The sequence below is a fragment of the Pseudoalteromonas sp. McH1-7 genome (assembly GCF_013366255.1).
Taxonomy (GTDB): domain Bacteria; phylum Pseudomonadota; class Gammaproteobacteria; order Enterobacterales; family Alteromonadaceae; genus Pseudoalteromonas; species Pseudoalteromonas peptidolytica.
The window spans coordinates 93135-116604 of sequence record NZ_JABWPQ010000003.1 but is presented as its reverse complement, the minus strand read 5'-3'; the positions used below and the strand labels follow the sequence as shown (position 1 = coordinate 116604).

The 23470-nt window shown below is 43.8% G+C and carries 13 protein-coding genes; all 13 read left to right on the top strand.

Annotated features, from left to right (window positions below):
• Positions 1–2 precede the first annotated feature (2 nt).
• The 13 genes from HUZ36_RS03090 (at position 3) to nqrM (ending at position 23392) form a co-directional block, all read left to right on the top strand.
• Complete coding sequence (locus HUZ36_RS03090; RefSeq protein WP_176031960.1) at positions 3–5462, top strand: type I polyketide synthase; 5460 nt, start codon at positions 3–5, stop codon at positions 5460–5462.
• A 9-nt stretch (positions 5463–5471) separates the two neighbouring features.
• Positions 5472–9776 carry a type I polyketide synthase gene (locus HUZ36_RS03085; protein WP_176031959.1) on the top strand — a complete coding sequence of 1435 codons (4305 nt, stop codon included), beginning with the start codon at positions 5472–5474 and terminating at the stop codon, positions 9774–9776.
• Complete coding sequence (locus HUZ36_RS03080) at positions 9776–13912, top strand: non-ribosomal peptide synthetase (protein WP_176031958.1); 4137 nt, start codon at positions 9776–9778, stop codon at positions 13910–13912. Before HUZ36_RS03085 ends, HUZ36_RS03080 begins: the two co-directional genes overlap by 1 nt.
• Before the next feature lie 93 nt (positions 13913–14005).
• Positions 14006–15013, top strand: coding sequence for a fatty acid desaturase family protein (locus HUZ36_RS03075; RefSeq protein WP_128729717.1), 1008 nt, complete (start codon positions 14006–14008; stop codon positions 15011–15013).
• Between the two features lie 494 nt (positions 15014–15507).
• Positions 15508–16851 carry a Na(+)-translocating NADH-quinone reductase subunit A gene (locus HUZ36_RS03070; protein WP_176031957.1) on the top strand — a complete coding sequence of 448 codons (1344 nt, stop codon included), beginning with the start codon at positions 15508–15510 and terminating at the stop codon, positions 16849–16851.
• 2 nt (positions 16852–16853) lie between these two features.
• Positions 16854–18056 (top strand): NADH:ubiquinone reductase (Na(+)-transporting) subunit B, encoded by a 1203-nt coding sequence (locus HUZ36_RS03065; protein ID WP_125250930.1) that lies wholly within the window; start codon positions 16854–16856, stop codon positions 18054–18056.
• Positions 18046–18795 (top strand): Na(+)-translocating NADH-quinone reductase subunit C, encoded by a 750-nt coding sequence (locus HUZ36_RS03060; protein WP_125250929.1) that lies wholly within the window; start codon positions 18046–18048, stop codon positions 18793–18795. The genes HUZ36_RS03065 and HUZ36_RS03060 overlap by 11 nt, the downstream gene beginning before the upstream one ends.
• Positions 18795–19427 carry an NADH:ubiquinone reductase (Na(+)-transporting) subunit D gene (locus HUZ36_RS03055; protein WP_125250928.1) on the top strand — a complete coding sequence of 211 codons (633 nt, stop codon included), beginning with the start codon at positions 18795–18797 and terminating at the stop codon, positions 19425–19427. The genes HUZ36_RS03060 and HUZ36_RS03055 overlap by 1 nt, the downstream gene beginning before the upstream one ends.
• A gap of 10 nt (positions 19428–19437) precedes the next feature.
• The gene (gene nqrE / locus HUZ36_RS03050) at positions 19438–20046 is read left to right on the top strand and encodes an NADH:ubiquinone reductase (Na(+)-transporting) subunit E (RefSeq protein ID WP_088529916.1); all 609 of its coding nucleotides are present in this window, start codon (positions 19438–19440) and stop codon (positions 20044–20046) included.
• Between the two features lie 21 nt (positions 20047–20067).
• Positions 20068–21294 carry an NADH:ubiquinone reductase (Na(+)-transporting) subunit F gene (gene nqrF, locus HUZ36_RS03045; RefSeq protein ID WP_128729715.1) on the top strand — a complete coding sequence of 409 codons (1227 nt, stop codon included), beginning with the start codon at positions 20068–20070 and terminating at the stop codon, positions 21292–21294.
• Positions 21295–21390: 96 nt separating this feature from the next.
• Positions 21391–22422 (top strand): FAD:protein FMN transferase, encoded by a 1032-nt coding sequence (locus HUZ36_RS03040; protein ID WP_176031956.1) that lies wholly within the window; start codon positions 21391–21393, stop codon positions 22420–22422.
• Between the two features lie 340 nt (positions 22423–22762).
• Positions 22763–23002, top strand: a complete 240-nt coding sequence (locus HUZ36_RS03035) for a DUF1496 domain-containing protein (protein ID WP_252095639.1) — start codon at positions 22763–22765, stop codon at positions 23000–23002.
• Between the two features lie 177 nt (positions 23003–23179).
• Positions 23180–23392 (top strand): (Na+)-NQR maturation NqrM, encoded by a 213-nt coding sequence (nqrM, locus tag HUZ36_RS03030; protein ID WP_010372193.1) that lies wholly within the window; start codon positions 23180–23182, stop codon positions 23390–23392.
• Positions 23393–23470 lie beyond the last annotated feature (78 nt).

Here is a 23470-nt window from a genome sequence, read left to right as displayed (position 1 = left end):
AAATGGAAAGTAAAACAAATTCAACATTAAAGCTTGCATACAAAGCCATAGAAAAGCTGCAATCTCGCGTCGAAGAATTAGAGCAAGGCGCAGATCAGATTGCGATTATCGGTGCGGGTTGTAAGTTCCCTGGTAACATCAATTCGCTAGATGATTACTGGCAAGCTTTGATGGCCGGTAAATCTGTCGTAGAGCAAAATATTGAAGGATCGCTTGAAACAATTCACGAAACATTAAAAGGCCAAAGCCATGCCAAATTACATGGCGGACTTATTAGTGATGTCGACTTATTCGATGCCGCGTTTTTTAATATCTCAAAACGAGAAGCAGAATCCATGGATCCGCAGCAGCGACTGGTACTTGAAACTGCGTATCAAGCGCTGGAGCAGTCAGGCTATGCTGGCGAAACAAAAAATACAGCTGCTATTGGTGTATTTATTGGCTCAGCGGCTAATGAATACGCTGATCTGTGTTATCAGTACGGTGATATTGCTGATTCAGCATATTGGGCTACGGGAAATGCAGTTAATACGATCGCAGGGCGAGTTGCGTACTGTTTAGGGCTTCATGGGCCTGCGATGACATTTGATACAGCATGTTCTTCAGCGGCGACAGCGATATATCAAGCCATGCGAACTTTGCAAAATCATGAGGTCGATGTGGCGCTTGCTGGTGGTGTAAACCTAATGCTGACAACCGATACTTTCGTACCGTTACAAAAAGCACAGATGTTGTCGCCTTCAGGGTTATGTCAGGCATTTGATAATCGTGCGGATGGTTATGTACGCAGTGAAGGCTGCGGTGTTATTGCGTTGAAGCGTTTACGTGACGCCATTAGAGATCAAGATACGATCTTGGCTGTGATCAAAGGTGGCGCTATGAACCATGATGGCCACAGCTCAAGCCTTACCGCACCAAATGGCAATTCGCAGCAACAGGTGATCAAGCAAGCATTGAAAAATGCCAAAGTGACGCCGCAGGCATTACATTATGTAGAAGCTCATGGAACCGGGACACCTCTTGGTGATCCGATTGAAATGCACGCCCTTAAAGCGGTATATACACCTGCTCGTGATGCGGATAATCCTCTTTATGTGGGATCAGTGAAAGCAAATTTAGGACATACAGAAGCAGCATCTGGTGTCGCTTCTGTGATTAAAGCTGCGTTGATCGCCGCAAACAAACAACTGCCGCCACAAGTACATTACGATACGCTAAATCAGTTTATCGAAATCGATGAGCAGCAAATACAGGTTACGAAACAAACTGTTGATTTATCTGAGCAGACTCAAATACATACCGCGGTCAGTGCTTTTGGGTTTTCTGGTACGAATGTACACCTGATCTTGGCCTCTCATACGCCGTCTGAGCAAAGCAACACTGAGATCAATAATGATGCCTTATTGTTACCTATTTCAGCGAAGTCTGAGCAACAACTCGCGGTATTAGCACAACGCTATTTATCGTTACTGGAACGCAGTGATAACCTTGAACAGGTTGTTGCAAATGCAGCGATGAGGCGGGCTCATTATCCTTATAGGTTAGCGGTTACCGGAGCGAATAAACAAGCGCTCTGTGATGCGCTTCAAGCGCAGATAACTAAGCCACTAGCAGCATCAAAATTACCAGTAAAAAGTGAGCAGATTGCCTTTATGTTTACAGGGCAAGGGTCACAGTACAAAGGTATGGGACAAGCCCTTTATGGCATAAACCGCGTATTTAAAAGTACTGTGGACGAATGTGAAGCATTCATCGAAAAAGCAGCAGGCTTTTCTATCAAAGCGGTAATGTGGGGAGCAGATGCCAAACGTTTGTCACAAACTGAATTTACGCAACCGAGTTTATTTGTGCTTGAATATGCACTAGCAAAAATGTGGCAATCTTGGGGCGTACAGCCTTCAATCGTGATGGGGCACAGCATTGGTGAATATGCAGCGGCATGTATCGCAGGTGTATTTTCATTGCAAGATGCACTGAAAATGGTGCTTGCGCGTGGCCGTTTAATGCAAAAGTTACCCAGTGATGGTGCCATGCTGGCTGTTGTTGCAAATGGTAATGTCGTCAAGGAATTGATGGCGGACTTACCAGCAGAGAAGATTGCCGTTGCCTCTTACAATTCAGTAAGGCAAACGGTGTTATCAGGAGATAAATCCCTCATTAAAGTTGTGGCTGAACGAGGAAAGGAAAAAGGCATCACATGTGTGATGCTCGATGTCTCACACGCCTTCCATTCGCCTTTAATGCGACCAATGTTGGCAGAATTTAGAGTCATAGCACAGCAAGTTAACTACAGTACACCAAAGCTCGATTTCATTTCTACCTGTACAGGAAAGCAAGAATATCAAAAGCTAACAGATCCAGAATACTGGGTACAGCATGTTGAGTTACCCGTTAATTTTGTTGAGGGTTTGCGCACGTTAGCGGCGAATAAAAAAGTAGATGTTATAGAAGTCGGCCCGCATCCGGTACTGACGAAATTAGCACTCCAGTCTACTCTCGACTTCGTGCACTATCAATGGTTGTGCTCACAAGATAAAGAGCAACCTCAAGCCACCTATATCACTAATACGCTAGCCACGTTATATCGCACAGGGCATGATATAAACTGGCTGAGCGTTTTTAATCACCAAGTGGTCGCAGCAACAGCAATACCTAGTTATCCATTTACGAGAGAGTCTTTTTGGTTAGGTAAAAAACGAGTACATGCGCGCCACGCGTCAGTGCAAGACCCATTTTTTGTGGATGTTCAAAAGGGATCGCACTCATCATCATTTAAAACCCAGTGTAACGTACAAAGTCAGCCACTGCTTAAAGACCATTTAGTCTATGACGAAGTAGTGGTACCTGGCGGTTACCACGTTTCTCTGGTACTCAATGCCTTGGCAAATCACAGTACTGAGTCACAGCTGGTACTTGAAAATGTCTTTTTTGGTGCACCAATTCTACTTGCGGATGGTAATGAGAGTACACAGTTAACAACAACGTTAAACCATGCTGATTTTGCCGTCAATTCAACGCAGTCTGAACAGGGGGCTTTAACTCATGCCCATGGACGCTACTTCACTTCATCAGAGTCTGTCTCCAATGCTGCTATAGACCCCAGCGCTTTGGTTACAGCCGCGACAAAACAGTGGGAAATGCCTGAGTTTTATGAGCGCATCGAGCAGATGACAAAAATTGCCCATGGAGACACATTTAGGTGGGTGGAAAGCTGTTGGTTTGGTGATGGCTATATCATTGCCAAATTAAACACACCAAAAGCGATAATTGCACCTGAGCGATATTGTATGCACCCAGGGCTAGTTGACTCATGTTTCCAGGTATTTGGTGCATTGGCAGTCAACCAGATGGGCGACAATAAAGAAATCACCGCGGTACCATTTGGCTTCAATAAACTTCATACACACAGTGAGCAATTAAGCGCGCCACAAACCCTTTGGTGTTTTGCCAAGTTAGATGATGATATTGCTGAGGATAAGGCGATACTCAAAGGAGATATTGCACTATTTTCAGATTCAGGCGAGCCAGTTGCTACCATCGATTCTTTCTCGGTACATAAAACCAATGCCAGTACTTTCTTGTCAAAGTCTGAAGAAGGAAGCTTTTTGTTCCAGCGAGAGTGGATAGAAAGTACACAGACCCACAGCGACGATACGGCATATACAGAGCAGGACTTAGCGCGCTTGTGGCTTATACTGGACGATGACCAAGATATTATCTCACATCAAACATTTGCATCTCACACCCTCGGTGAATGTCAGGTTTTCAAGCATGCAAACAAAGACAAAGGAGTGGTAGCGGGAGTACGTCGACTCAATTTATTGGATCAGCATGAATTAAGTGAAGCACTGACTCAGTTAACGACGAAACCAGATCAGATCATCTTCGCTTTAAAAAATGCAGAGCAAGGCGTTTGCGTAACAAATTACTACGACAGTGTGAATAGCATTATCACACTGGTCAAAAACCTAATTGGTCAGGAGCTTTATAGCCGCTTGCTGTTTGTTAATTATGGCACAAGTGATGTGGCATTACTTGGGGCACCTAAACCACATTGGGGAATTGCTGAAGTCGTCAGAACCGAGCATCCTGAGTTCAGTTGTCAAACTCTTGATCTCAATGCTGAAAACCTATCAGACCTTGTTGCAGGTGTGATTGAGCATAGCCGCTATCAAGACAAAGAACCGAGAGTACTGCTTGACAATGGTATGCGTAAGGTCATGAGGCTGACTAAAACACGGCCAACGTCTGAGCTTGATAAGTATACTGTGGCTGGTGAGAAGACCACACTCATCACTGGAGGTTTAGGCGGATTGGGACTTCAGCTCAGTCAATGGCTGGTTGGTAAAGGAGCCAAGCATCTAACGTTGTTGTCGCGAAGAACGACTTGGTCAGATGAGGTGGAGCACACTTTACAAGCGATACGAGCACAACAGGTTGGTGTCGAGGTGGTTGCGGTAGATATTGCCGATCAATCCAGTATGGAGCAGTTATTCCAACGTTTTGGTGATGATTTACCATCCCTTGGTAGTGTTATACATGCTGCGGGCGTTGTTCAAGACTCACCATTACACAAGTTTGATATGGGATCCGTGACGCAGGTCAGCCGCTCGAAAGTTGAAGGTACTTGGAATCTACATCAATTGACCAAAGACATCGATTTAGATCATTTTTACTGTTTTTCATCGGCATCAGCTGTATTGGGTACACCAGGGCAAGCCATTTATGCCGCCGCGAACAGCTTTATTGATTATATCGTTGAGCATAGAAAGCATTCAGGGTTGCCTGCGCTTGCCGTCCAATGGGGACCGTGGGGCTCGGTGGGTATGGCGGCTGAAAGCCATAGTCAATCTGATTTGTTTGAGGCCGTTGGTATGAAGCCATTTACCCTTAATCAGGGAATGGCTTTATTCGAGCAGATTGCACGTTCAGAGTTACACTCAGTCGTGGCTCTAAAAGCAGATTGGCGTGTATTTAGAGAGAATTTCCCAGGTGCACAGCATGACCACTTATATGATGAGTTGGCACCGACTAGTTCAAGAGCCGGTCAGATCCGCTTCATTGAAGAAATTTGCGATCTGTCGCCAGAGCTCAGGTACGAAAAAATCTTTGAGTTTGTGAGAGAGACACTGGCTAAAGTATTAAAAATTGACTCGCCAGCTACGATAGACCCAGAGAAAGGTTTCTTTGAAATGGGAACCGACTCAATAGCCGCGATGGATCTCAAAAAGGACATTGATGCTGAGCTTGGGATCTCATTGCCTTCAACAGTGATTTTCAATTACTCAAACCTTAACTTGCTGGTTGACCATATTGTCAACGATGTCCTGCAATTGGACACCGGGGTGGCTGAAGTTGAGTATTCAAGTGAGATAGAACTCGAGTCACCAACAGACGAGTTGCAAGATATGGAGCTGGATGACTTAGCGGCACTGCTTGAGCAAGAACTGGAACTGAATTAAGGGACGATGATGGATAAAACAAAGCCAAATAATTATCAGAAGTTAATGGCCAATGCCCTGAATACCATTCAAAAGCAGAAGGCACAAATTAGTACGCTACAAGCGAAAAATGAAGAAAAAATAGCGGTAATAGGCATGGGCTGCCGCTTCCCTGGTGCGAATGATCCTCAGGCATTTTGGCAGCTACTTAAAAATGGCGAATGCCATATTACTGATGTGCCAAGTGAGCGCTGGGATGCTGAGCAATACTTTGATGCGGATCAGGATGCCGATGGAAAGGTGTATACCAAGGCCGGTGGGTTTTTAACTGACATCGACCAATTTGATAATGACTTTTTTGGTATTGTGCCTCGAGAAGCGCAGTATATGGATCCACAACACCGCCTGTTATTGGAAGTCTGTTGGCAAGCGCTTGGTAATGCGGGTATTCCGGCCAGTAAGCTTAAAGGCAGCGCTAGTGGGGTATATATAGGTATTATGAATCAGGATAATGGCCAATTTAGTGTCGAAAATCCTGCTTCCATAGATATGTATACCGCAGCTGGCAATGGGATTGGGATTGCCTCTGGGCGATTATCTCATGCCTTAGGGTTACATGGGCCTTCATTATCAGTAGATACAAACTGTTCATCCTCACTTACTAGTATTCATATGGCAGCGCAAGGGCTGCTTAATGGTGAGTGTAATTTGGCACTAGCTGGTGGTGTCAATATGATGCTTACCCCTGCCATGACCATGATTATGTGTAAAGCAAAAGCGCTGTCCCCCTCTGGAGTGTGTAGTACTTTTGATGAAAAAGCAGATGGTTATGTACGCGGCGAAGGTGCTGGAATTGTAGTGCTAAAACGCCTAAGTGATGCGCTCGAAAATAACGACAATATTATTGGTGTTATTCAGGCTTCTGCGATTAATCATGATGGCCGAAGTAGCGCATTACCAGTACCTAACGGTAAAGCGCAGGTTGAGGTGATTCAGGCTGCGTTACAAAAAAGTGCATTAACTCCAGAGCAAGTCTGCTATGTAGAATCTCATGGAACCGGAACGCCACTGGGCGATCCCATAGAAATTGAGGCGATTTCTAAAGCCTACAAACGCGATACACCAAGTAGCAAAAAGTTACTGGTTGGCTCGGTAAAACCAAATATTGGTCATTTAGAAAGTGCCGCAGGCATCGCTTCTATGATAAAAGTGTTGCTGATGTTTAAGCACCAACAAATTCCAGCTAACGTTAATTTAGATACACCCAATCCGAAGCTAGAATTAGAAAAAACGTCAATCACCTTACCGAAAACACTCGCGGCATGGGATGATGACCCAGTTAAATATGTGGGGTTGAGCGCATTTGGATTTTGTGGCTCGAACGCGCACCTGATTGTGTCAGATGAGTTTAATTCATCACAACAGCCTGCGACTGAACCTGAGCAAAAGGGTAGCGTGATATTGGCGTTATCGGCTAAATCTGAAGTCCAGCTAGCAGCTCGGATTGAGCAATTTCAAGACTATATTACGCAAGGCGCGCTTGACCTTCATTCGGTGTGCTTCTCTGCCAATACTAGCAGTGAGCATTGGCCTATGCGAGCGTGCTTTATGGCTAGCAGCACTGCCGACTTACTAGCGCAACTCACAGAGTTTACACCTGCTTTGAATAACCGTGTGGCACAGGGGACAGCAGAGCCTGTGATTAGCTGCACACTCACCGAGCGCGACCATCACTTTTTACCTGTTTTACACACATGGGTGCTCAACAATAACAAAGCCAAACAAATGTTGAGTAAGGCGAGTGAATACTATCGCGTTCAGGAGCAGCATACATTTGCCCACTGGCCGGAAAAAATAGAGTGGACAGATCCGCTGCAATGTCTGTTGGCAAACTCATTACTATCAGGGCTGTGGTTATCGCATGTGGCTTCGCTTGGCGTTATGCTCAGCGAAATTAACGCAGAGGCGGGTGATCTACCAATGCTGAGTTTGGCGACTCAGCGCTTACCGTTTAAAGCGTCACTTGACCTGATGTATGTATCTGCGCGCTTAAGCTGTGGTCAGATAGAACAAGCCCAAGCGCAGTCAGCCATAGTCAATTGCTTGCAATCTAGCGCAGGGGGCAAAGTGCTTGGTGTGTTACCGAGTATATTCAAATTGGCGAATACCGAGTTAGCAAGGCAACTAATGGAGCATGCCAATGCCACGTTTGAAGCTGGGGAAGGTGCGCTGAAGTACCGCACAATGATGTTGTCCAGTGCTAATGAATTTGGCGCGTGGAGTATTGAAGTGTCAGATGCGCAAACATTGCATCATGCGCTGGTAAAAGCGCTACACAGTGCTTATCAATCGGGCGCTGACATAGACTGGCAGAGATATTATCAAGATAGTCGCCATGTGCGCCTTGACACACCGGCTTATCCAATGGAGCCAAAGCATTACCCTTTGCCTAAAGTACAACCGCATCTTCACTCGGATGTGACGCTGAATAATCCAGATAAATTTTATCAGCTACAATGGCAAACACGCCCAACCGATACCTTGGTTGAACCCGGAGCCGTCGGTAATATACTCATTTTTGCTGATCAACACGGCAAGCTTGCACCTTGGACAAAATGGCTAAGCAGTCAAGGTTACACCTATACCTTAATATTCGATAAGACGATACCAACAGGCTACGGTGATTTGAGTGCGCAAAGTTACCAGGTTATTAGCGACGTGGCTGCACTGGATGAGTCACTTATTCATCGTAATAGTGCGGTAACACGCATCGTATTTGGCTGGGGGCTGGATCTGTGTGGCGAACAGCCAACATCAGACGTATTAACTCGGTTAACGTCTTTATTTGGTCAATTACGTGATATTTGCACACTCAAAGCTGGAGTATCACTGGCAGTTATTACCCAGTTTGCTGCATCTATTGCTGGTACGCAATATCGTTACGATCCTTTACAAGGGGCAATTGCTGGGTTGTGTAAATCCATCGCTCTTGAAGCCCCCGAAGTATGGCAAAGGCAGGTAGATTGTGATGAATTATCTGATAGCGCAGCGTTGGCTGGCTTATCATCTGCACTGTTTGCCGCAAATAATGAGACCCAGCTTGCGGTTCGTGGCTGTGTATCTTATGCCCCTAGAGTGTCTGAGTTGAATGCGCCAACGCTTTCACATTTACGCGTCGCAAAAGACAAAGCGTATGTTGTCACCGGTGGTCTTGGAGCACTTGGCTTGAGTACTGCCAAGTGGCTAGCAGAGCAAGGTGCGCAACATATCATATTACTTGGTAGAAGCACTGAGCAGCAGGCTATTGCGCGAGATGAGAGTGGAAATATTGCCGCAGCACTACAGCGTCTTCGCACGCATGTTACCGTGGCGGACTACATCTCTGTCGATGTTACTAACTACACTGAGCTTGAGTCAGTCTTGTCTGATGTTTCAAACCGATATGGCGCCATTGATGGTGTTTTCCATACTGCAGGTGTTAACCAAGTGACAGCATTCGAGTCGTTGTCAGAGTCTGAGATGTTAAATGTGCTAGCTGCAAAAGTACAAGGTGCTTGGCACTTACACCAACTTGCTTCTCAAGCTCGGTATTTTGTGCTGTTTTCTTCGGTGGCGTCGGTATGGGGATCTGGAGGCATGGCCGCTTATGCCGCGGGTAACAGTTTCTTAGATAGTCTTGCTTATTACCGTAATGCGTTAGCGTTACCGGCTACGTCGATAAACTGGGGACCATGGGCTGACTCTGGTATGGCAGTCGCCGGAGACAATGCTCAGTTAGCTGAAAAAGTAGGGCTCCAATTAATGTCACACAATGAGGCACTACAAGCAATGGGCAGTGTCATTGAAAATCGAATGCTCAACCCAGTGATTGCAAATATTAATATTTCTAAATTCTTGGATGTCATGGAGTTTCGTCGTCCATTAGCCATTTTTGAGAAGCTTCGAGCCGCTACTAAGCAAACCACAAGCGATGATGGTAAATCGGATTTAATCGCAGCATTACTACAGCCCACAGTGAGTGAGGATGACAAAAAGCAGATGTTGATGGAGTTATTACGACAGTTTGTCTCTGAGTCACTTGGCACTGGCATTGAAAAAATACAAACCGACACGCCATTGATGAACTTGGGCTTGGACTCACTTACGGCATTTGAGGTCAATACCGGTATCAAAAAGCAGCTCAATCGTGAATTGCCTATTTCAGAAATCTTAAAAGGAGCGTCTATTCAGGAACTTGCTGTATTAATTCTGGAAGACATGGAACACCAGTCACCGGATCGTCAAGCGCATACCGCTGACGTTGAGCAGTTATCGCTGGTTGAAGGAGAAATTTAATGGCTATCGAAACAATTTTAAGATTTGAAAAAAGTGGTGTAAAACTTTGGCTTGATGGAGACAAGCTTAAATATCGCAGTGCCAGTGGGGCACTGAGCGAACAGGAGCTGGCTGAGCTAAAAGCGCAAAAGGCAGAGTTGGTTGACTTTTTAAGTACAGGCAAACGTGTGTCTGGAATGTCGGCCAATCAGCTGGGTTATTGGGCTGATTTTAAATTGCATCCGCATAGCTCAGCGTACAATCTGATCACTGCGTATAAATTAAGTCACAGTACTTGCCATACAAAGCTACAACACGCATTTAATGCCGTGTTGAAGCACCAAGATGTAATGTCTTCAACATTCCATGAATGTGAGGAAGGATTTTACCAATTACGCAATCCGAATGAAGACTACGAGATAGAACACATTCAGCTACAGGGTGGCTCAGATGAGTTCAACCACAAACTTGAGTGGATTGCCGATCAACCTTTTAACTTATCCTTGGAACGCCCTTTTCGTGCTTATATCGTGTCGCTAAATGACGGTCAAAGCCAGCAATCATGGTTTGTACTTCTCACCCATCATATTGTTACTGAGATTTACTCAATCGCAATTTTGATGGAGCAGCTTGAAGCACTATATCTAAATGCGGCTGAAGGGCGTGAACTGACGCTTGCGAAGCCCTATGATATTGCTGATTATGTGCTAAATGAAAAGACCTACTTAGCAAGCCCTCAAGCGGAAAAAGACAAACAGTACTGGCAAACATTAGTAACTGATAGTTTGCCGGTGTTGGAGCTGACACCAAATAAAGTTAGGCCAGCAGTTAAGCAGTATAAAGGGGGGAGGGTCAATGTTGCTTTGCCAGCTGGTCTATCAAGTAGGATTGATGAATTTAGCAAGCGTAAAGGGATCACGCCATTTGTCTTTTTCCAGAGTGTGTACTTTGCACTATTGAATAGGTATACCGGTCAAGATGATATTGTGATAGGTATTTCAAATGCGGGCAGAGAATTAGTAGACAATGACTTTGCGGTCGGCAATTTTGTTAATCCACTGGCAACCCGCGTTCAAGCTTCAGATGAGATTAGTTTTGGTGAACTGGCAGAGATTTGTAAACACGCCCTAATCAACGCTTTTGAGCACAAAACATTCCCATTCACTCAGATAGTGAATGAGCTGTATAAATCTCGGGAAGTGAGCCGCTCACCAGTGTTCCAAACCTCTATGACCTTAACGAAGGTCGGCGAGCTGATGAGAAAAAATGGTACGGGGATCTTTGAAGAAATTCATCCGCTATCAGGGCAAAGAGGCTCGTTTGACGATTTAGGCTTGGCTGTCTTTGGCACGAATGAACAATATAAGTTGAGTATGCACTTTGATACGGCGCTATTTGAACAAGTGACGATTGAGTATATGCTGAGCCATCTACAAAATATGATTGAGTCGGTGCTTTGCAACAGCACAACACAAATCTCTAAGCTCAACATGCTGGATGACGCTGAACGCGCAAAAATAGTCGCTTGGGGACAAAGCCCTGATCCCGTTTCATTGCCACATGAAATGTCAAACTTGGCACTACTTTTTGAGGCTCAAGCTGCTAAAACACCACAAAGCGCAGCACTTATTGCACAAGACGAAACCGTTAGCTTTGCCGAATTAAATGAGTCAGCAAACCAAATTGCACACTATCTAAAATCTCAAGGAGTTGCACCTGGAGTCAGGGTTGGTTTTTACGCGCCATCAAGTGTACAAGTGATCACGGTTATATTGGCAATTGCAAAATGTAGTGGTGTTTACGTACCGATTAGCGCTGAAGATGCGATTGAACGAGTAAAAACTATTGTTGAGGGCGCACAGTTAAGTTTGCTGGTCGCGGCAGACACTTTGGCCGAACAAGTAGATGTTGAGGCTAAGGTGATAGCACTAAGCCACTTGGCTGAGGTGACAAAAGATTACAGCAAGTCAAATATGCCAATTCATACTTTTGCTGCTGACACCGCATGTATCTTTTATACCTCAGGGTCAACCGGAAATCCAAAAGGAGTGCCAGTTTCTCATCAGGCAATCATCAGCCGTGTTGTGGATGCAAACTACATCGATATTAAACCAAAAGATAGAGTGGCTCATGTCTCTAGCCTTAGCTTTGACCCTTCTTCGTTTGAGCTGTGGGGCGGACTGCTCAATGGTGCGGCAGTGGTGTGCATCAGTAAAAATGTTCTGCTAAACCCTGAGTTACTGGCATCAACCATTGATTATCATGAAGTGACGATCATTCTGGTGACGACCGCTTTACTTAATCGTTTGGCAGATACGCAGCATTTCCCTCTGGCATCTGTAAAGCAAATTATATTTGGTGGCGAAAAAGTCAATATGGCAGCTGTAGCAAGGGCTTTAGAAAGCCGCTTTAGTGGCAAACTGATCCATGGCTATGGTCCGACAGAGTGCACCACGGTTGCAACTTATCATATCGTGTCTGAAAAAGATTTGAGTGCAACAACGATCCCAATCGGCAAAGCGGTTAGTGGCACACAAATGTATGTTGTTGATAAGCACGGAGAGATGTCTGGTATAGGTGTTGGTGGTGAACTCTTCCTAGGTGGAGTAGGGCTATCGCAAGGCTATATAAACAACAAAGCACTGTCAGAGGCTAAGTTCCGTGTATTACCTCATTTGGCCGATGGTCAAACTTTATATGCAACGGGAGACTTTGTTCGATACAACAATGTTGGTGAAATAGAGTTTATCGGTCGTCGCGATGACATGGTCAAAATCAATGGCTTCACAATTGAGTTGGGTGAAGTGACAGCGGCGATACATCAGTGTCCAGGAGTAAGAGAGGTATTCGTTCATGTATACACTACAGACAACGGCGATAAGCGCCTAGTAGCTTACTGTACAAGTGATAATGCACTTACAACGGATTATCAGTTGCGACAAGACATCGTTGTGTTACTTAAAAGTCGCCTATCTCCGGCTATGCTGCCAAAGCAGGTAATACAACTACCTGAAATGCCATTAAATAAAAATGGTAAAATTGATACCAAGAGGTTGCCTGTTGTCTCGATGGAAGCAGAGGAAGCTCGGCAAAACAGAACATTAAACACACTTGAGCAAAGCATCTTTGATATTTGGACAACAGTGCTTGGGCAGGTTCAGTTGAGTGCTGCCGAGAGTTTATGGAATCAAGGCGCTAACTCACTTAATGCGGTAAAAGCTGCCAATATGATTTCCGCTTTGGTGAACAAACCCATCAATGTTGTGGACTTGCTACGCTACGATACCATCATAGACATTGCTGAGTTTATTCAATCTAATGAAGAAAATGGCGCTGAATCACCTCTCGTGTGTTTGAATAAGCACGCTTCAGACTTACCACCAGTGGTACTCATCCACCCTGTTGGTGGGAGTATTTTAAGTTATGTTCCACTAGCTCAACTATTGTCCTCAGATCGTGCAATCTACGCTATTGCTTCGGATTTAAAGCACTACGAGAAAAATCCGACAGACTCACTCAGCGACTTAGCTCGCTCGTATTTAGCGCTTCTCAATCAACATATTGGTGCCCAGCAATATGTTGTAGCTGGTTGGTCACTAGGTGGTACAGTGGCAGTGGAAATGGCTGCACTTGGTGATGAGTTTGATGTGAAAATAGATAAAACTATTTTAATTGATAGCCGAAACCCTGTGTTTGAACAGCATAATATCGAGATTTATCGCGACCCAGAGTGGCTACTGTACTTTTTTGCTCGCGAGCTGGACATTGTAATTGAGCAGCACGAAGTAACTCAGTATATCAGCGGTGCTAAGTTTGAGGATTTGCCCAGAAGCCTATTACAACTAGCGAAAGATAAGGGGCATATGTTTCAGCATATTCCTGAGTCAATAGTGCAAGAGCGCTTTGATATTTTTGCAAAAAATCTACAGCTTTTTGCCACTCATAAGCCGTCACGCTACCACGGTAACGTCGACCTACTTATGGCTGAAGAGGGAAGTGTGTTGAGCCTAACGGTACCGCTTGAGGCTCATTGGAAAGAGTGTGTATCCAAGGTTCAATGCGCACATATTCCTGGCAATCATTTCTCTTTAATACAGCCACCTAATATCGTGGTATTAGTGAAAAAGCTTAAGGAGTTATTGAGCCATGGGTCTTAATAAGAGCCTTTTGGTGGCAAGCAATCGATACCTTATTTGTTAGAAAAATAAGATAAGGCATATCATCTGTATCCAGTATTTAAGGAAAAAACAATGAAAGTGGAAAGTTATAAGATAATAAAAAAGCGGCTGAATGATGAAGGGGCATTTAAAATATCCAACAAAGTTGGTTTGATCACTGTCCTTGTCGAAGCGGTTTTTATTGCCGCCGTGCTGTGGGGACTGACAAAGGTTGAAGCGTTTTCGTTTGGCTTTTTTGTGCTGCAGCTATTACTCGGTTGGCTAATGTTTAGATCTTCGGTGCTTATTCATGAGTTTGGACATCGCACCGTGTTTACAAACAAACGTGTAAATGACTTTTTTGGTTTTGCTGTCAGTCCATTGGCCTTAATCCCATATACGTCGTGGGTGCATATTCATCAGGGCCATCATCGTTGGACTGGGTTTGCGGATAAAGATCCATCGTCAACTCAGTTGCGAAAAATTAAGAGTGTTTCAGCCGTTACATTACAGATGTTTAATGTGGTGTGGCGTCTATGGTTGCCGTTTCCTACTATTCAGTTCTTCTTTGCGGTTCTGTGGCTTAATCCATTGGTAGAATTTATGAACAAAAATTACAAACTGGCACTGAAGGCACTGTTTTCAGTCATCGTGATGCTAACACCTCACGTATTGGTGTGCATGTATGTTGGTGTTCAGACTTATTTTACTTTCATTACGATTGCGGCGCTAATCCACTTTTTCTTTTATGAAGCTGTAACTGCACCACCACATTCCGGTTTATATGTGCATAGTATGGCGACGCGAACTAAGCCGCTACGTGTATATGAACAGGATTCTGTTTCTCGCTCAAGTTCGATGAAACCCGGTTGGTTATCTTTGTATTCGATGTTCAATTTTAATTTACATGTCGAGCATCACTTATACCCATCTGTGCCATTTTATCGGTTATCAAAAGTGAGACAGCGTATTTTACAAGAGGACGATTCTGAGTATGTGGATGTACCTATGCTTGGGTTTATGGCTAAACTCAGGAAAAAGCATCCAGCAAGGACATTTATCGATACGCTCCCTCCTTTTAAAGAGGAGGATGCAAGGTAGGTAAAAGTAACAGAGTTCACTGATATTGTAGCGCATGGTACAGGCCATGCGCTATGTTGTGATAAGTGATTAAGTTTGACCCAATGAGTTTGTTTAATCTTCACCTCGTCCTTTGATTAACTAACTTCTTATCCAGCGTTCAGGTTAGTTAGCTTATTCTTCGACTAAAGAATAATTGCCAAATCGCCTAGCTCCGTGACTTGAAGTTTGACGCTTTTCAACTAATCTAAATCCACGTTAAAGTCGTATTAATTTCATAATTCCACTCGCATACTCAGTACGATTAATGTTAAAATCAGAGAAATATGTGAGGACTTTTATCACGACGCTGCTTTTTTGTTCGCGTTGAGCGGTGTTTTAAGGGGCTTTTGAGAACCCTAACCGGACTCATAACTTTCTGCTCTTTATATACCCAAAACTTGGTACAAACGAGGTGGCGCAGTGATGACTAAAGATATTTTCAGTTTCTTTCCGTTAATGTAATGCAAGTGCGTATGATCAACATAAAAAAAGGTCTGGATTTACCAATAGAGGGCGCACCTCAGCAAGTTATTCATGATGGCTCTGCCGTCAAACGAGTGGCTGTGCTAGGTGAAGAGTTCATTGGTATGCGTCCTACCATGCAAATTCGTGTGGATGACCAAGTCAAAAAAGGCCAAGTTCTTTTTGAAGACAAAAAGAACCCAGGCGTCAAGTTTACTGCGCCAGCTTCTGGTGTAGTTAAAGAAATCAACCGTGGTGCTAAGCGTGTTCTTCAATCAGTTGTTATTGAAGTTCAAGGCGACGAGCAAATCACTTTTGAGAAGTTTTCAGCTGCTGAATTAAGCAACTTAGACTCTGAAAAAGTGAAGGAAGTGCTAATCGAGTCTGGTCAATGGCCAGCACTTAGAGCGCGTCCATTCAGCCGTGTCGCTGTGCCGAGTGCAACACCTAGCTCGATCTTTGTGACAGCGACAGATACTAACCCGTTAGCAGCAGATCCTGCTGTTATTATCGCTGAAAACGTGGAAGCGTTTGAAGCCGGTCTAGCGGTAGTGTCACGTCTGACTGAAGGCAAAGTATTTGTGTGTAAGAAAGCCGGTGCTAACGTGCCAAGCTCTTCTATCTCACAAGTAGAAGTTCACGAGTTTTCAGGTGCTCACCCAGCAGGTAACGTGGGTACTCACATTCACTTCTTAGATTCTGTAGGCGCAAACAAGCAAGTTTGGCATCTTGGTTACCAAGACGTCATCGCGTTTGGTAAGTTGTTCCTGACAGGTGAAATCTATACAGATAGAGTGGTTGCGCTGGCAGGACCTCGTGTTAAAAATCCTCGCTTAGTAAAAACTCAAATTGGTGCGTCGCTAACAGATTTAGTTGCAGGCGAGCTTGAAGACGGTGATAACCGAGTCATTTCTGGCTCTGTGTTAGCTGGTAAAACAGCAACCGGCCCTCATGCTTACCTTGGCCGCTATCATAACCAAGTATCGGTACTACTTGAAGGTCGTGAAAAGGAACTATTTGGCTGGATTGCTCCAGGCAGTAACAAGTTCTCTGTAACACGTACTTTTATCGCGCATATGGCGCCTAGCCGTTTGTTTAAAATGACAACGTCTACAGGTGGCTCTAAGCGTGCGATGGTGCCAATCGGTAACTATGAGCGTATTATGCCACTCGATATTTTGCCAACACTATTGCTACGTGACTTGGTTGCACGTGATTTAGATGGCGCGATTGCATTAGGTGCATTAGAGCTAGATGAAGAAGATTTAGCGCTATGTACATTTGTATGTCCGGGCAAATATGAGTACGGCTCAATCCTGCGTGATTGCCTTACTACTATCGAGAAGGAAGGTTAAAAATGGCCTTAAAGAAATTTTTAGAAGACATTGAACCTCACTTTGAACCTGGTGGTAAACACGAAAAGTGGTATGCCCTGTATGAAGCGGTGGCAACAATTTTCTATACGCCAGGTTACGTAAACAAAGGCGGAACTCACGTCCGTGATAACATCGACCTAAAACGTATTATGATTTTAGTGTGGATGGCGACATTCCCAGCGATGTTCTTTGGTATGTTTAACATCGGTCACCAAGCAGCAGTAGCGCTAGGTAACGGTTTTGAACTTGCAAATACATGGCAGGTTACTATTTTCCAATCACTTGGCGGTGTACTCACAGCTGATGCAGGTTGGGGTGCCAAGATGTTTTATGGTGCATGTTTCTTCTTACCCATATATGGTACTGTCTTTGCTGTCGGTGCTTTTTGGGAGATCCTATTTGCATCGGTTCGTAAGCACGAAGTTAACGAAGGTTTCTTCGTTACATCTGTTTTATTTGCACTTATCCTGCCAGCTACGATTCCGTTGTGGCAAGCTGCACTAGGTATTACATTTGGTGTTGTAGTTGCAAAAGAAATCTTTGGTGGCACGGGTCGTAACTTCTTAAACCCAGCGCTTGCAGGTCGTGCTTTCTTGTTCTTTGCATATCCAGCAGACATTTCAGGTGACACTGTATGGACAGCAGTTGACTCGTTCTCTGGCGCAACATACTTAGGTCAAGCAGTAGCAGGTTCGCTAGATTACAGTAACATGGAACTTTGGTGGAATGCGTTTTATGGCTTCATTCAAGGTTCAATGGGTGAGACATCTACACTTGCAATTATGATCGGTGGTTTGTTCTTGATCTATGTTCGTATCGCGTCATGGCGTATCGTTCTGGGTACATTCATCGGTATGGTTGTGATGTCATTCCTTCTTAATGCAATTGGTTCTGAAACTAACGCTGCATTTGCAATGCCTTGGCATTGGCACCTTGTACTTGGTGGTTTTGCATTTGGTATGTTCTTTATGGCAACAGACCCAGTATCTGCGTCATTTACAGACAAAGGTAAGTGGTTATACGGTGCACTTATTGGTGTAATGGTTGTACTTATCCGTGTTGTTAACCCTGCATACCCAGAAGGCATGATGTTAGCTATTCTATTCGCTAACTTATTTGCGCCTCTGTTCGACCACTTCGTAGTTCAATCTAATGTGAAGAGGAGATTGGCACGTGTCAACTAATAATGAATCAATGGGCAAAACGCTCGGCGTAGTTGTTGGCTTATGTCTAGTGTGTGCAATCGTTGTATCTTTTGCTTCTGTACAGCTTCGCCCTATGCAGCAAGCTAACAAAAACGAAGATATTCAGCGCAACATACTTGCTGTTGCAGGTTTTGACAAAGTGAAAGATGTTTCTGAAGTATTTAATCAGAACATCGAAGCACGTGTTGTTAACCTTGAAAGCGGTGAGTTTGTTGAAGACGTACAACCTGAGTCTTTCGACTTTGAAGCGACCAAGTTTGACGCTAAGCGTAGCTACAAGCTGTCTAAAGAAGAAGACGTTGCAGGTATTCAGCGTATTACCTATAACTCACCAGTTTACTTTGCAAAAGACGACCAAGGTCAGCTATCTACCATTATTCTTCCAATTCAAGGCTACGGTCTGTGGGGAATTATGTATGGTTTCTTAGCTTTAGAACCGAATGGCGAGACAATCAAGTCTATTAACTTCTACAAGCACATGGAAACTCCAGGCCTAGGTGCGGAAATCCAAAATCCTAAGTGGACAGCACTTTGGGATGATAAAGAGCTTCCTATCGATGTAGTGAAAGGTAGTGCTGGCGGTAATGAGCACAAGATAGATGGTTTATCTGGTGCGACACTAACGTCGAACGGTGTTGATAATACTGTTGATTTTTGGACGAGCGACAAAGCGTTTGGTCCATTCCTTGCGAAAGTACGTAATGGAGCATTGAACTAATGGCTAATGCAAAAGAAATGAAGGAAGTCTTGTTTGGTCCTGTTTTTGCAAACAACCCGATTGCTCTGCAAGTTTTGGGTATTTGTTCTGCACTAGCAGTTACATCAAGCCTTAAAAATGCGCTTATCATGTCAATTGCATTGACATTAGTTTGTGCATTCTCAAGTTTATTCATCTCGATGATCCGTAATCACATTCCTTCGAGTGTGCGTATCATTGTACAAATGACGATCATTGCATCGCTAGTAATTGTAGTAGACCAAGTACTACAAGCGGTTGTGTATACCACAGCAAAAGAGCTATCGACCTTCATCGGCCTTATCATTACTAACTGTATCGTAATGGGTCGTGCAGAAGCTTATGCAATGAAGTCACCACCGGCTATGTCATTCCTTGACGGTATCGGTAATGGTTTAGGCTACTCTGTTGTACTATTAACTGTAGGCTTCATTCGTGAACTATTTGGTTCTGGTACGTTATTCGGTGTAGAAATCCTACCACTTATCTCTGAAGGTGGTTGGTACCAGCCTATGGGTCTACTAGTTATGCCATTCAGCTCATTCTTCATCGTAGGTGCTTTCATTTGGGCACTACGTACTTGGAAGAAAGAGCAAGTAGAAGCAAAGGCATAAGGGGAGAGAGATGGAACAATATATCAACTTATTCATAAAAGCGGTTTTCATTGAAAACTTAGCTTTATCTTTCTTCTTAGGTATGTGTACTTTCTTGGCGGTATCTAAGAAAGTAACGACGTCACTAGGCTTAGGCATCGCGGTAATCGTTGTACTTGGTATTTCAGTACCAGTGAACAACTTAGTTTATCACGCTGTACTAGCACCAGGCGCTCTTGAATGGTTAGGCTTCCCTGAGGTAGACCTAAGCTTCTTACGCTTCTTGACGTTCATCGGTGTTATCGCAGCACTTGTTCAAATTCTAGAAATGACTCTGGACAAGTTTTTCCCTGCACTATACAACGCGCTTGGTATTTTCTTACCATTGATCACAGTAAACTGCGCGATTTTCGGTGCAGTATCATTCATGGTTGAACGTAACCTAAACTTTGGTGAATCAGTAGTTTATGGTCTAGGTTCTGGTGTGGGTTGGGCGCTTGCTATCGTGTTGTTAGCGGGTATTCGTGAGAAAATGAAATACGCAGATGTACCAGATGGTTTACGTGGCTTAGGTATTACCTTTGTTACTGTAGGTCTGATGGGCTTTGGCTTCATGTCATTCTCTGGTATTTCACTGTAAGGGTAGCGAGGAAACTATACGATGGAAACTATTGTATTAGGCGTAAGCATGTTCATCGCTATCGTTGTGATGTTGGTGCTTATCATCATTGCAGCGAAGTCTAAGCTTGTAGCAAGCGGTGACGTGACAATTGATATAAACGGCGATCCTGAAAAAGCGATTAAAACCCCAGCGGGCGGTAAGCTTCTAGGTGCGCTTGCAAACGCGGGGATTTTCGTATCATCTGCATGTGGTGGCGGTGGCTCATGTGGTCAGTGTCGAGTACACATTAAAGAAGGTGGTGGCGATATCCTACCTACCGAGCTTGACCATATTTCTAAAGGTGAAGCGCGTGAAGGTTGCCGATTAGCGTGTCAGGTTAATGTTAAAACTGACATGGAAATCGAAGTTGAAGACTCAATCTTCGGTGTTAAAAAGTGGGAATGTACTGTTATCTCTAATGATAACAAAGCAACTTTCATCAAGGAGCTAAAGCTAGCTATTCCTGAAGGTGAAGTTGTACCTTTCCGTGCGGGTGGTTATATCCAAATTGAAGCTCCTGCTCACCACGTTAAATATGCAGACTACGATATTCCAGAAGAATACCGTTCAGATTGGGAGCGTTTTGGCTTTTTCAATCTAGAGTCTAAAGTTGACGAAGAAACGATCCGTGCATACTCAATGGCAAACTACCCAGAAGAGTTTGGTATTATTATGCTTAACGTGCGTATCGCTACTCCGCCACCAAATAACCTTACGCTACCATGTGGTAAAATGTCTTCGTACATTTGGTCACTTAAAGAAGGTGATAAGGTTATGATTTCTGGCCCATTCGGTGAGTTCTTTGCAAAAGAAACTGATGCAGAAATGGTATTCGTAGGTGGTGGTGCTGGTATGGCGCCAATGCGTTCACATATCTTCGACCAGCTTAAGCGTATCAACTCTAAGCGTAAGATTTCTTTCTGGTACGGTGCGCGCTCTAAGCGTGAAATGTTCTACGTAGAAGACTTTGACGGCTTAGCTGCTGACAACGACAACTTTGAATGGCATGTAGCACTTTCAGATCCTCAACCAGAGGATAACTGGGACGGCTATACAGGCTTCATCCACAATGTACTTCTTGAAAACTACTTGAAAGATCATGAAGCACCAGAAGATTGTGAGTTCTATATGTGTGGTCCTCCGATGATGAATGCGGCGGTTATCAACATGCTTAAAGACTTAGGTGTTGAAGACGAGAACATCCTACTTGATGACTTCGGTGGTTAATTAGGTTTTAGTCTGATAATGAACTTAAGATAAAATATAAGCCCTCAAACAACCTATTTTGTTTGAGGGCTTTTTTATTAAACTCAGGGAATTGTGATGAAGATAAGTGGTAATTTAATCTCTAAAATTTTTATAGTTTCGTTTTTTTTCTTTTTTCTAAGCGCCTGCCAAGAAAAACAGCAACCGCCAACTGAAATCGTGTTATCGGGTAAAACAATGGGAACTACCTATAATATCAAGGTATTTCCGGGCCAAAACAGCCTTTCTCAAGCACAGCTGCACGATGAAGTAGAGCAAGCGCTAAAAGCGGTAAATCAGTCTATGTCGACTTATATTCCTGACTCTGAGATAAATCAATTTAATGCGTTACCAGCTAATACTGTGATGCCAATTAGCGAAGACTTCCGCACTGTGATCGAAGAATCAATTCGGTTAGGACAATCCACGGAAACATTAGATGTAACTATGGGGCCCTTAATTGACTTATGGGGATTTGGGCCCGATAAAAGGCCAACTAAACGTCCATCACAGCTGGCACTTGATGATATGCGCTCACGCATTGGTATAGATAAGCTTGCCCTTACCGATGCTGGGTTAGCAAAGACTATCCCTGGACTAGAACTATCTTTTTCTGCCACGGCTAAGGGTTATGGCATTGATAAAGTCGCGACAGTCATTGAAAGTCACGATATTCACGATTATATGGTGGAAATTGGTGGAGAGCTGCGTGTATCAGGTAAGAAGCCGGACGGTAATTGGCGTATTGCGATAGAAAAGCCAGATGCGCCTGTTGGTCAACGTCAAATTCATCGTGTAATCGAACCTGGCAAAAATGGTATTGCGACCTCGGGAGATTATCGTATTTTTTATGAAATGGATGGCGAAACTTTCACTCACTTAATTGATCCTATGACTGGTCGCCCTGTAAAGCATGAGCTGGTATCGGTGACAGTGCTACATCCTTCTGCAATGGTTGCTGATGGTCTCGCGACAGCGTTAACGGTGATGGGAACTGAGCGTGCGAAAGCTTATGCTCAGCAACATCAGTTGCCTGTTTATCTTATGTATAAGAGTGCAGAGGGGATAAAGACGTATGCAAGTGACGAGTTCAAACCTTACCTGAACTAATACCAATTTGACTTAATACTTGCTCAATTTGAAGGAGTAAATCTGACGCTAACAGCTTTTAAAATTTTTTATTTAGAACAACTAAATAGCAAAATTTTTGCCTTGCCTACACGGATGTAGGTACCTTGGCGATAGCAGGACGCGGAAGCGGTGTTATCGACAAGATTTTCTCGCCTCAAAATAGACCACTTAATGAAATTGGTATAATAATTATTCTGGGATGATTTACTGCTTTATATGAAAGGGTTAACTTCAGGTGTTAAATCGATAAAAAGGGTGTAGTATAATTATCGAACACCCTTTAAAACTTTACACTGTATCAAGGAGGTACATTGCAGTGATGAAAATAGTATTACTGGGGGCTACACTGATTGCCATGCCAAGTTTCGCGTTGGCAAATGAAGGTACACATGTTGATCCAGACAGCAGCAAAAAAGATGTAGTAAAAACTTATGATAGTAAACAATACTGCTATTATGCTGACTTAGAATATTCGAAAGGTGCGGTTATGGAACAAGACTCGACCATGAAAGTGTGTGCAGTTGGCCCTGAAGGCAATTTGATTTGGATAGATCAATAATTGATAAAAGTAAAAGCCGCGCAAGCGGCTTTTTAGTGCCTGAATACCTGCTTTGATGTAAAAGCGATAGCTATAAACTTGCCCTAATATCCATAATTTAATTGTTAGTGGCTTCGTGAAAGCGTATAATTTGTGCGTCGTCACTCATATCATGTAGCAATAAAAAGGGGCTAGATAATGTCTTTATTCCTCCTTACTTTCGGTTTACTCATGCTTATCGCTGTTGCGATGGCAGTAGGCGTTATCGTACAAAAGAAATCAATGGCTAGTAGCTGTGGTGGTTTAGGTTCAATGGGCATTGACAAAATCTGTGATTGCGACGATCCATGTGATAAACGCAAAAAGCGGTTGGCAAAAGAAGAGATGTGGAAAGAAAACCAGATCCTTTGAGCCACAGAATGATATTCACTAAAAACGCAGGCCTAGCTTGCGTTTTTGCTTTTTGGGCAACATATTCATTTTAATACC

What these genes read in the sequence shown, in the direction of transcription:
- nqrE (WP_088529916.1), top strand. Translation starts at nt 19,438, where the DNA reads ATGGAACAATATATCAACTTATTCATAAAAGCGGTTTTCATTGAAAAC.
- nqrF (WP_128729715.1), top strand. Translation starts at nt 20,068, where the DNA reads ATGGAAACTATTGTATTAGGCGTAAGCATGTTCATCGCTATCGTTGTG.
- HUZ36_RS03090 (WP_176031960.1), top strand. Translation starts at nt 3, where the DNA reads ATGGAAAGTAAAACAAATTCAACATTAAAGCTTGCATACAAAGCCATA.
- HUZ36_RS03085 (WP_176031959.1), top strand. Translation starts at nt 5,472, where the DNA reads ATGGATAAAACAAAGCCAAATAATTATCAGAAGTTAATGGCCAATGCC.
- HUZ36_RS03040 (WP_176031956.1), top strand. Translation starts at nt 21,391, where the DNA reads ATGAAGATAAGTGGTAATTTAATCTCTAAAATTTTTATAGTTTCGTTT.
- HUZ36_RS03080 (WP_176031958.1), top strand. Translation starts at nt 9,776, where the DNA reads ATGGCTATCGAAACAATTTTAAGATTTGAAAAAAGTGGTGTAAAACTT.
- nqrM (WP_010372193.1), top strand. Translation starts at nt 23,180, where the DNA reads ATGTCTTTATTCCTCCTTACTTTCGGTTTACTCATGCTTATCGCTGTT.
- HUZ36_RS03035 (WP_252095639.1), top strand. Translation starts at nt 22,763, where the DNA reads ATGAAAATAGTATTACTGGGGGCTACACTGATTGCCATGCCAAGTTTC.
- HUZ36_RS03075 (WP_128729717.1), top strand. Translation starts at nt 14,006, where the DNA reads ATGAAAGTGGAAAGTTATAAGATAATAAAAAAGCGGCTGAATGATGAA.
- HUZ36_RS03055 (WP_125250928.1), top strand. Translation starts at nt 18,795, where the DNA reads ATGGCTAATGCAAAAGAAATGAAGGAAGTCTTGTTTGGTCCTGTTTTT.
- HUZ36_RS03065 (WP_125250930.1), top strand. Translation starts at nt 16,854, where the DNA reads ATGGCCTTAAAGAAATTTTTAGAAGACATTGAACCTCACTTTGAACCT.
- HUZ36_RS03070 (WP_176031957.1), top strand. Translation starts at nt 15,508, where the DNA reads ATGATCAACATAAAAAAAGGTCTGGATTTACCAATAGAGGGCGCACCT.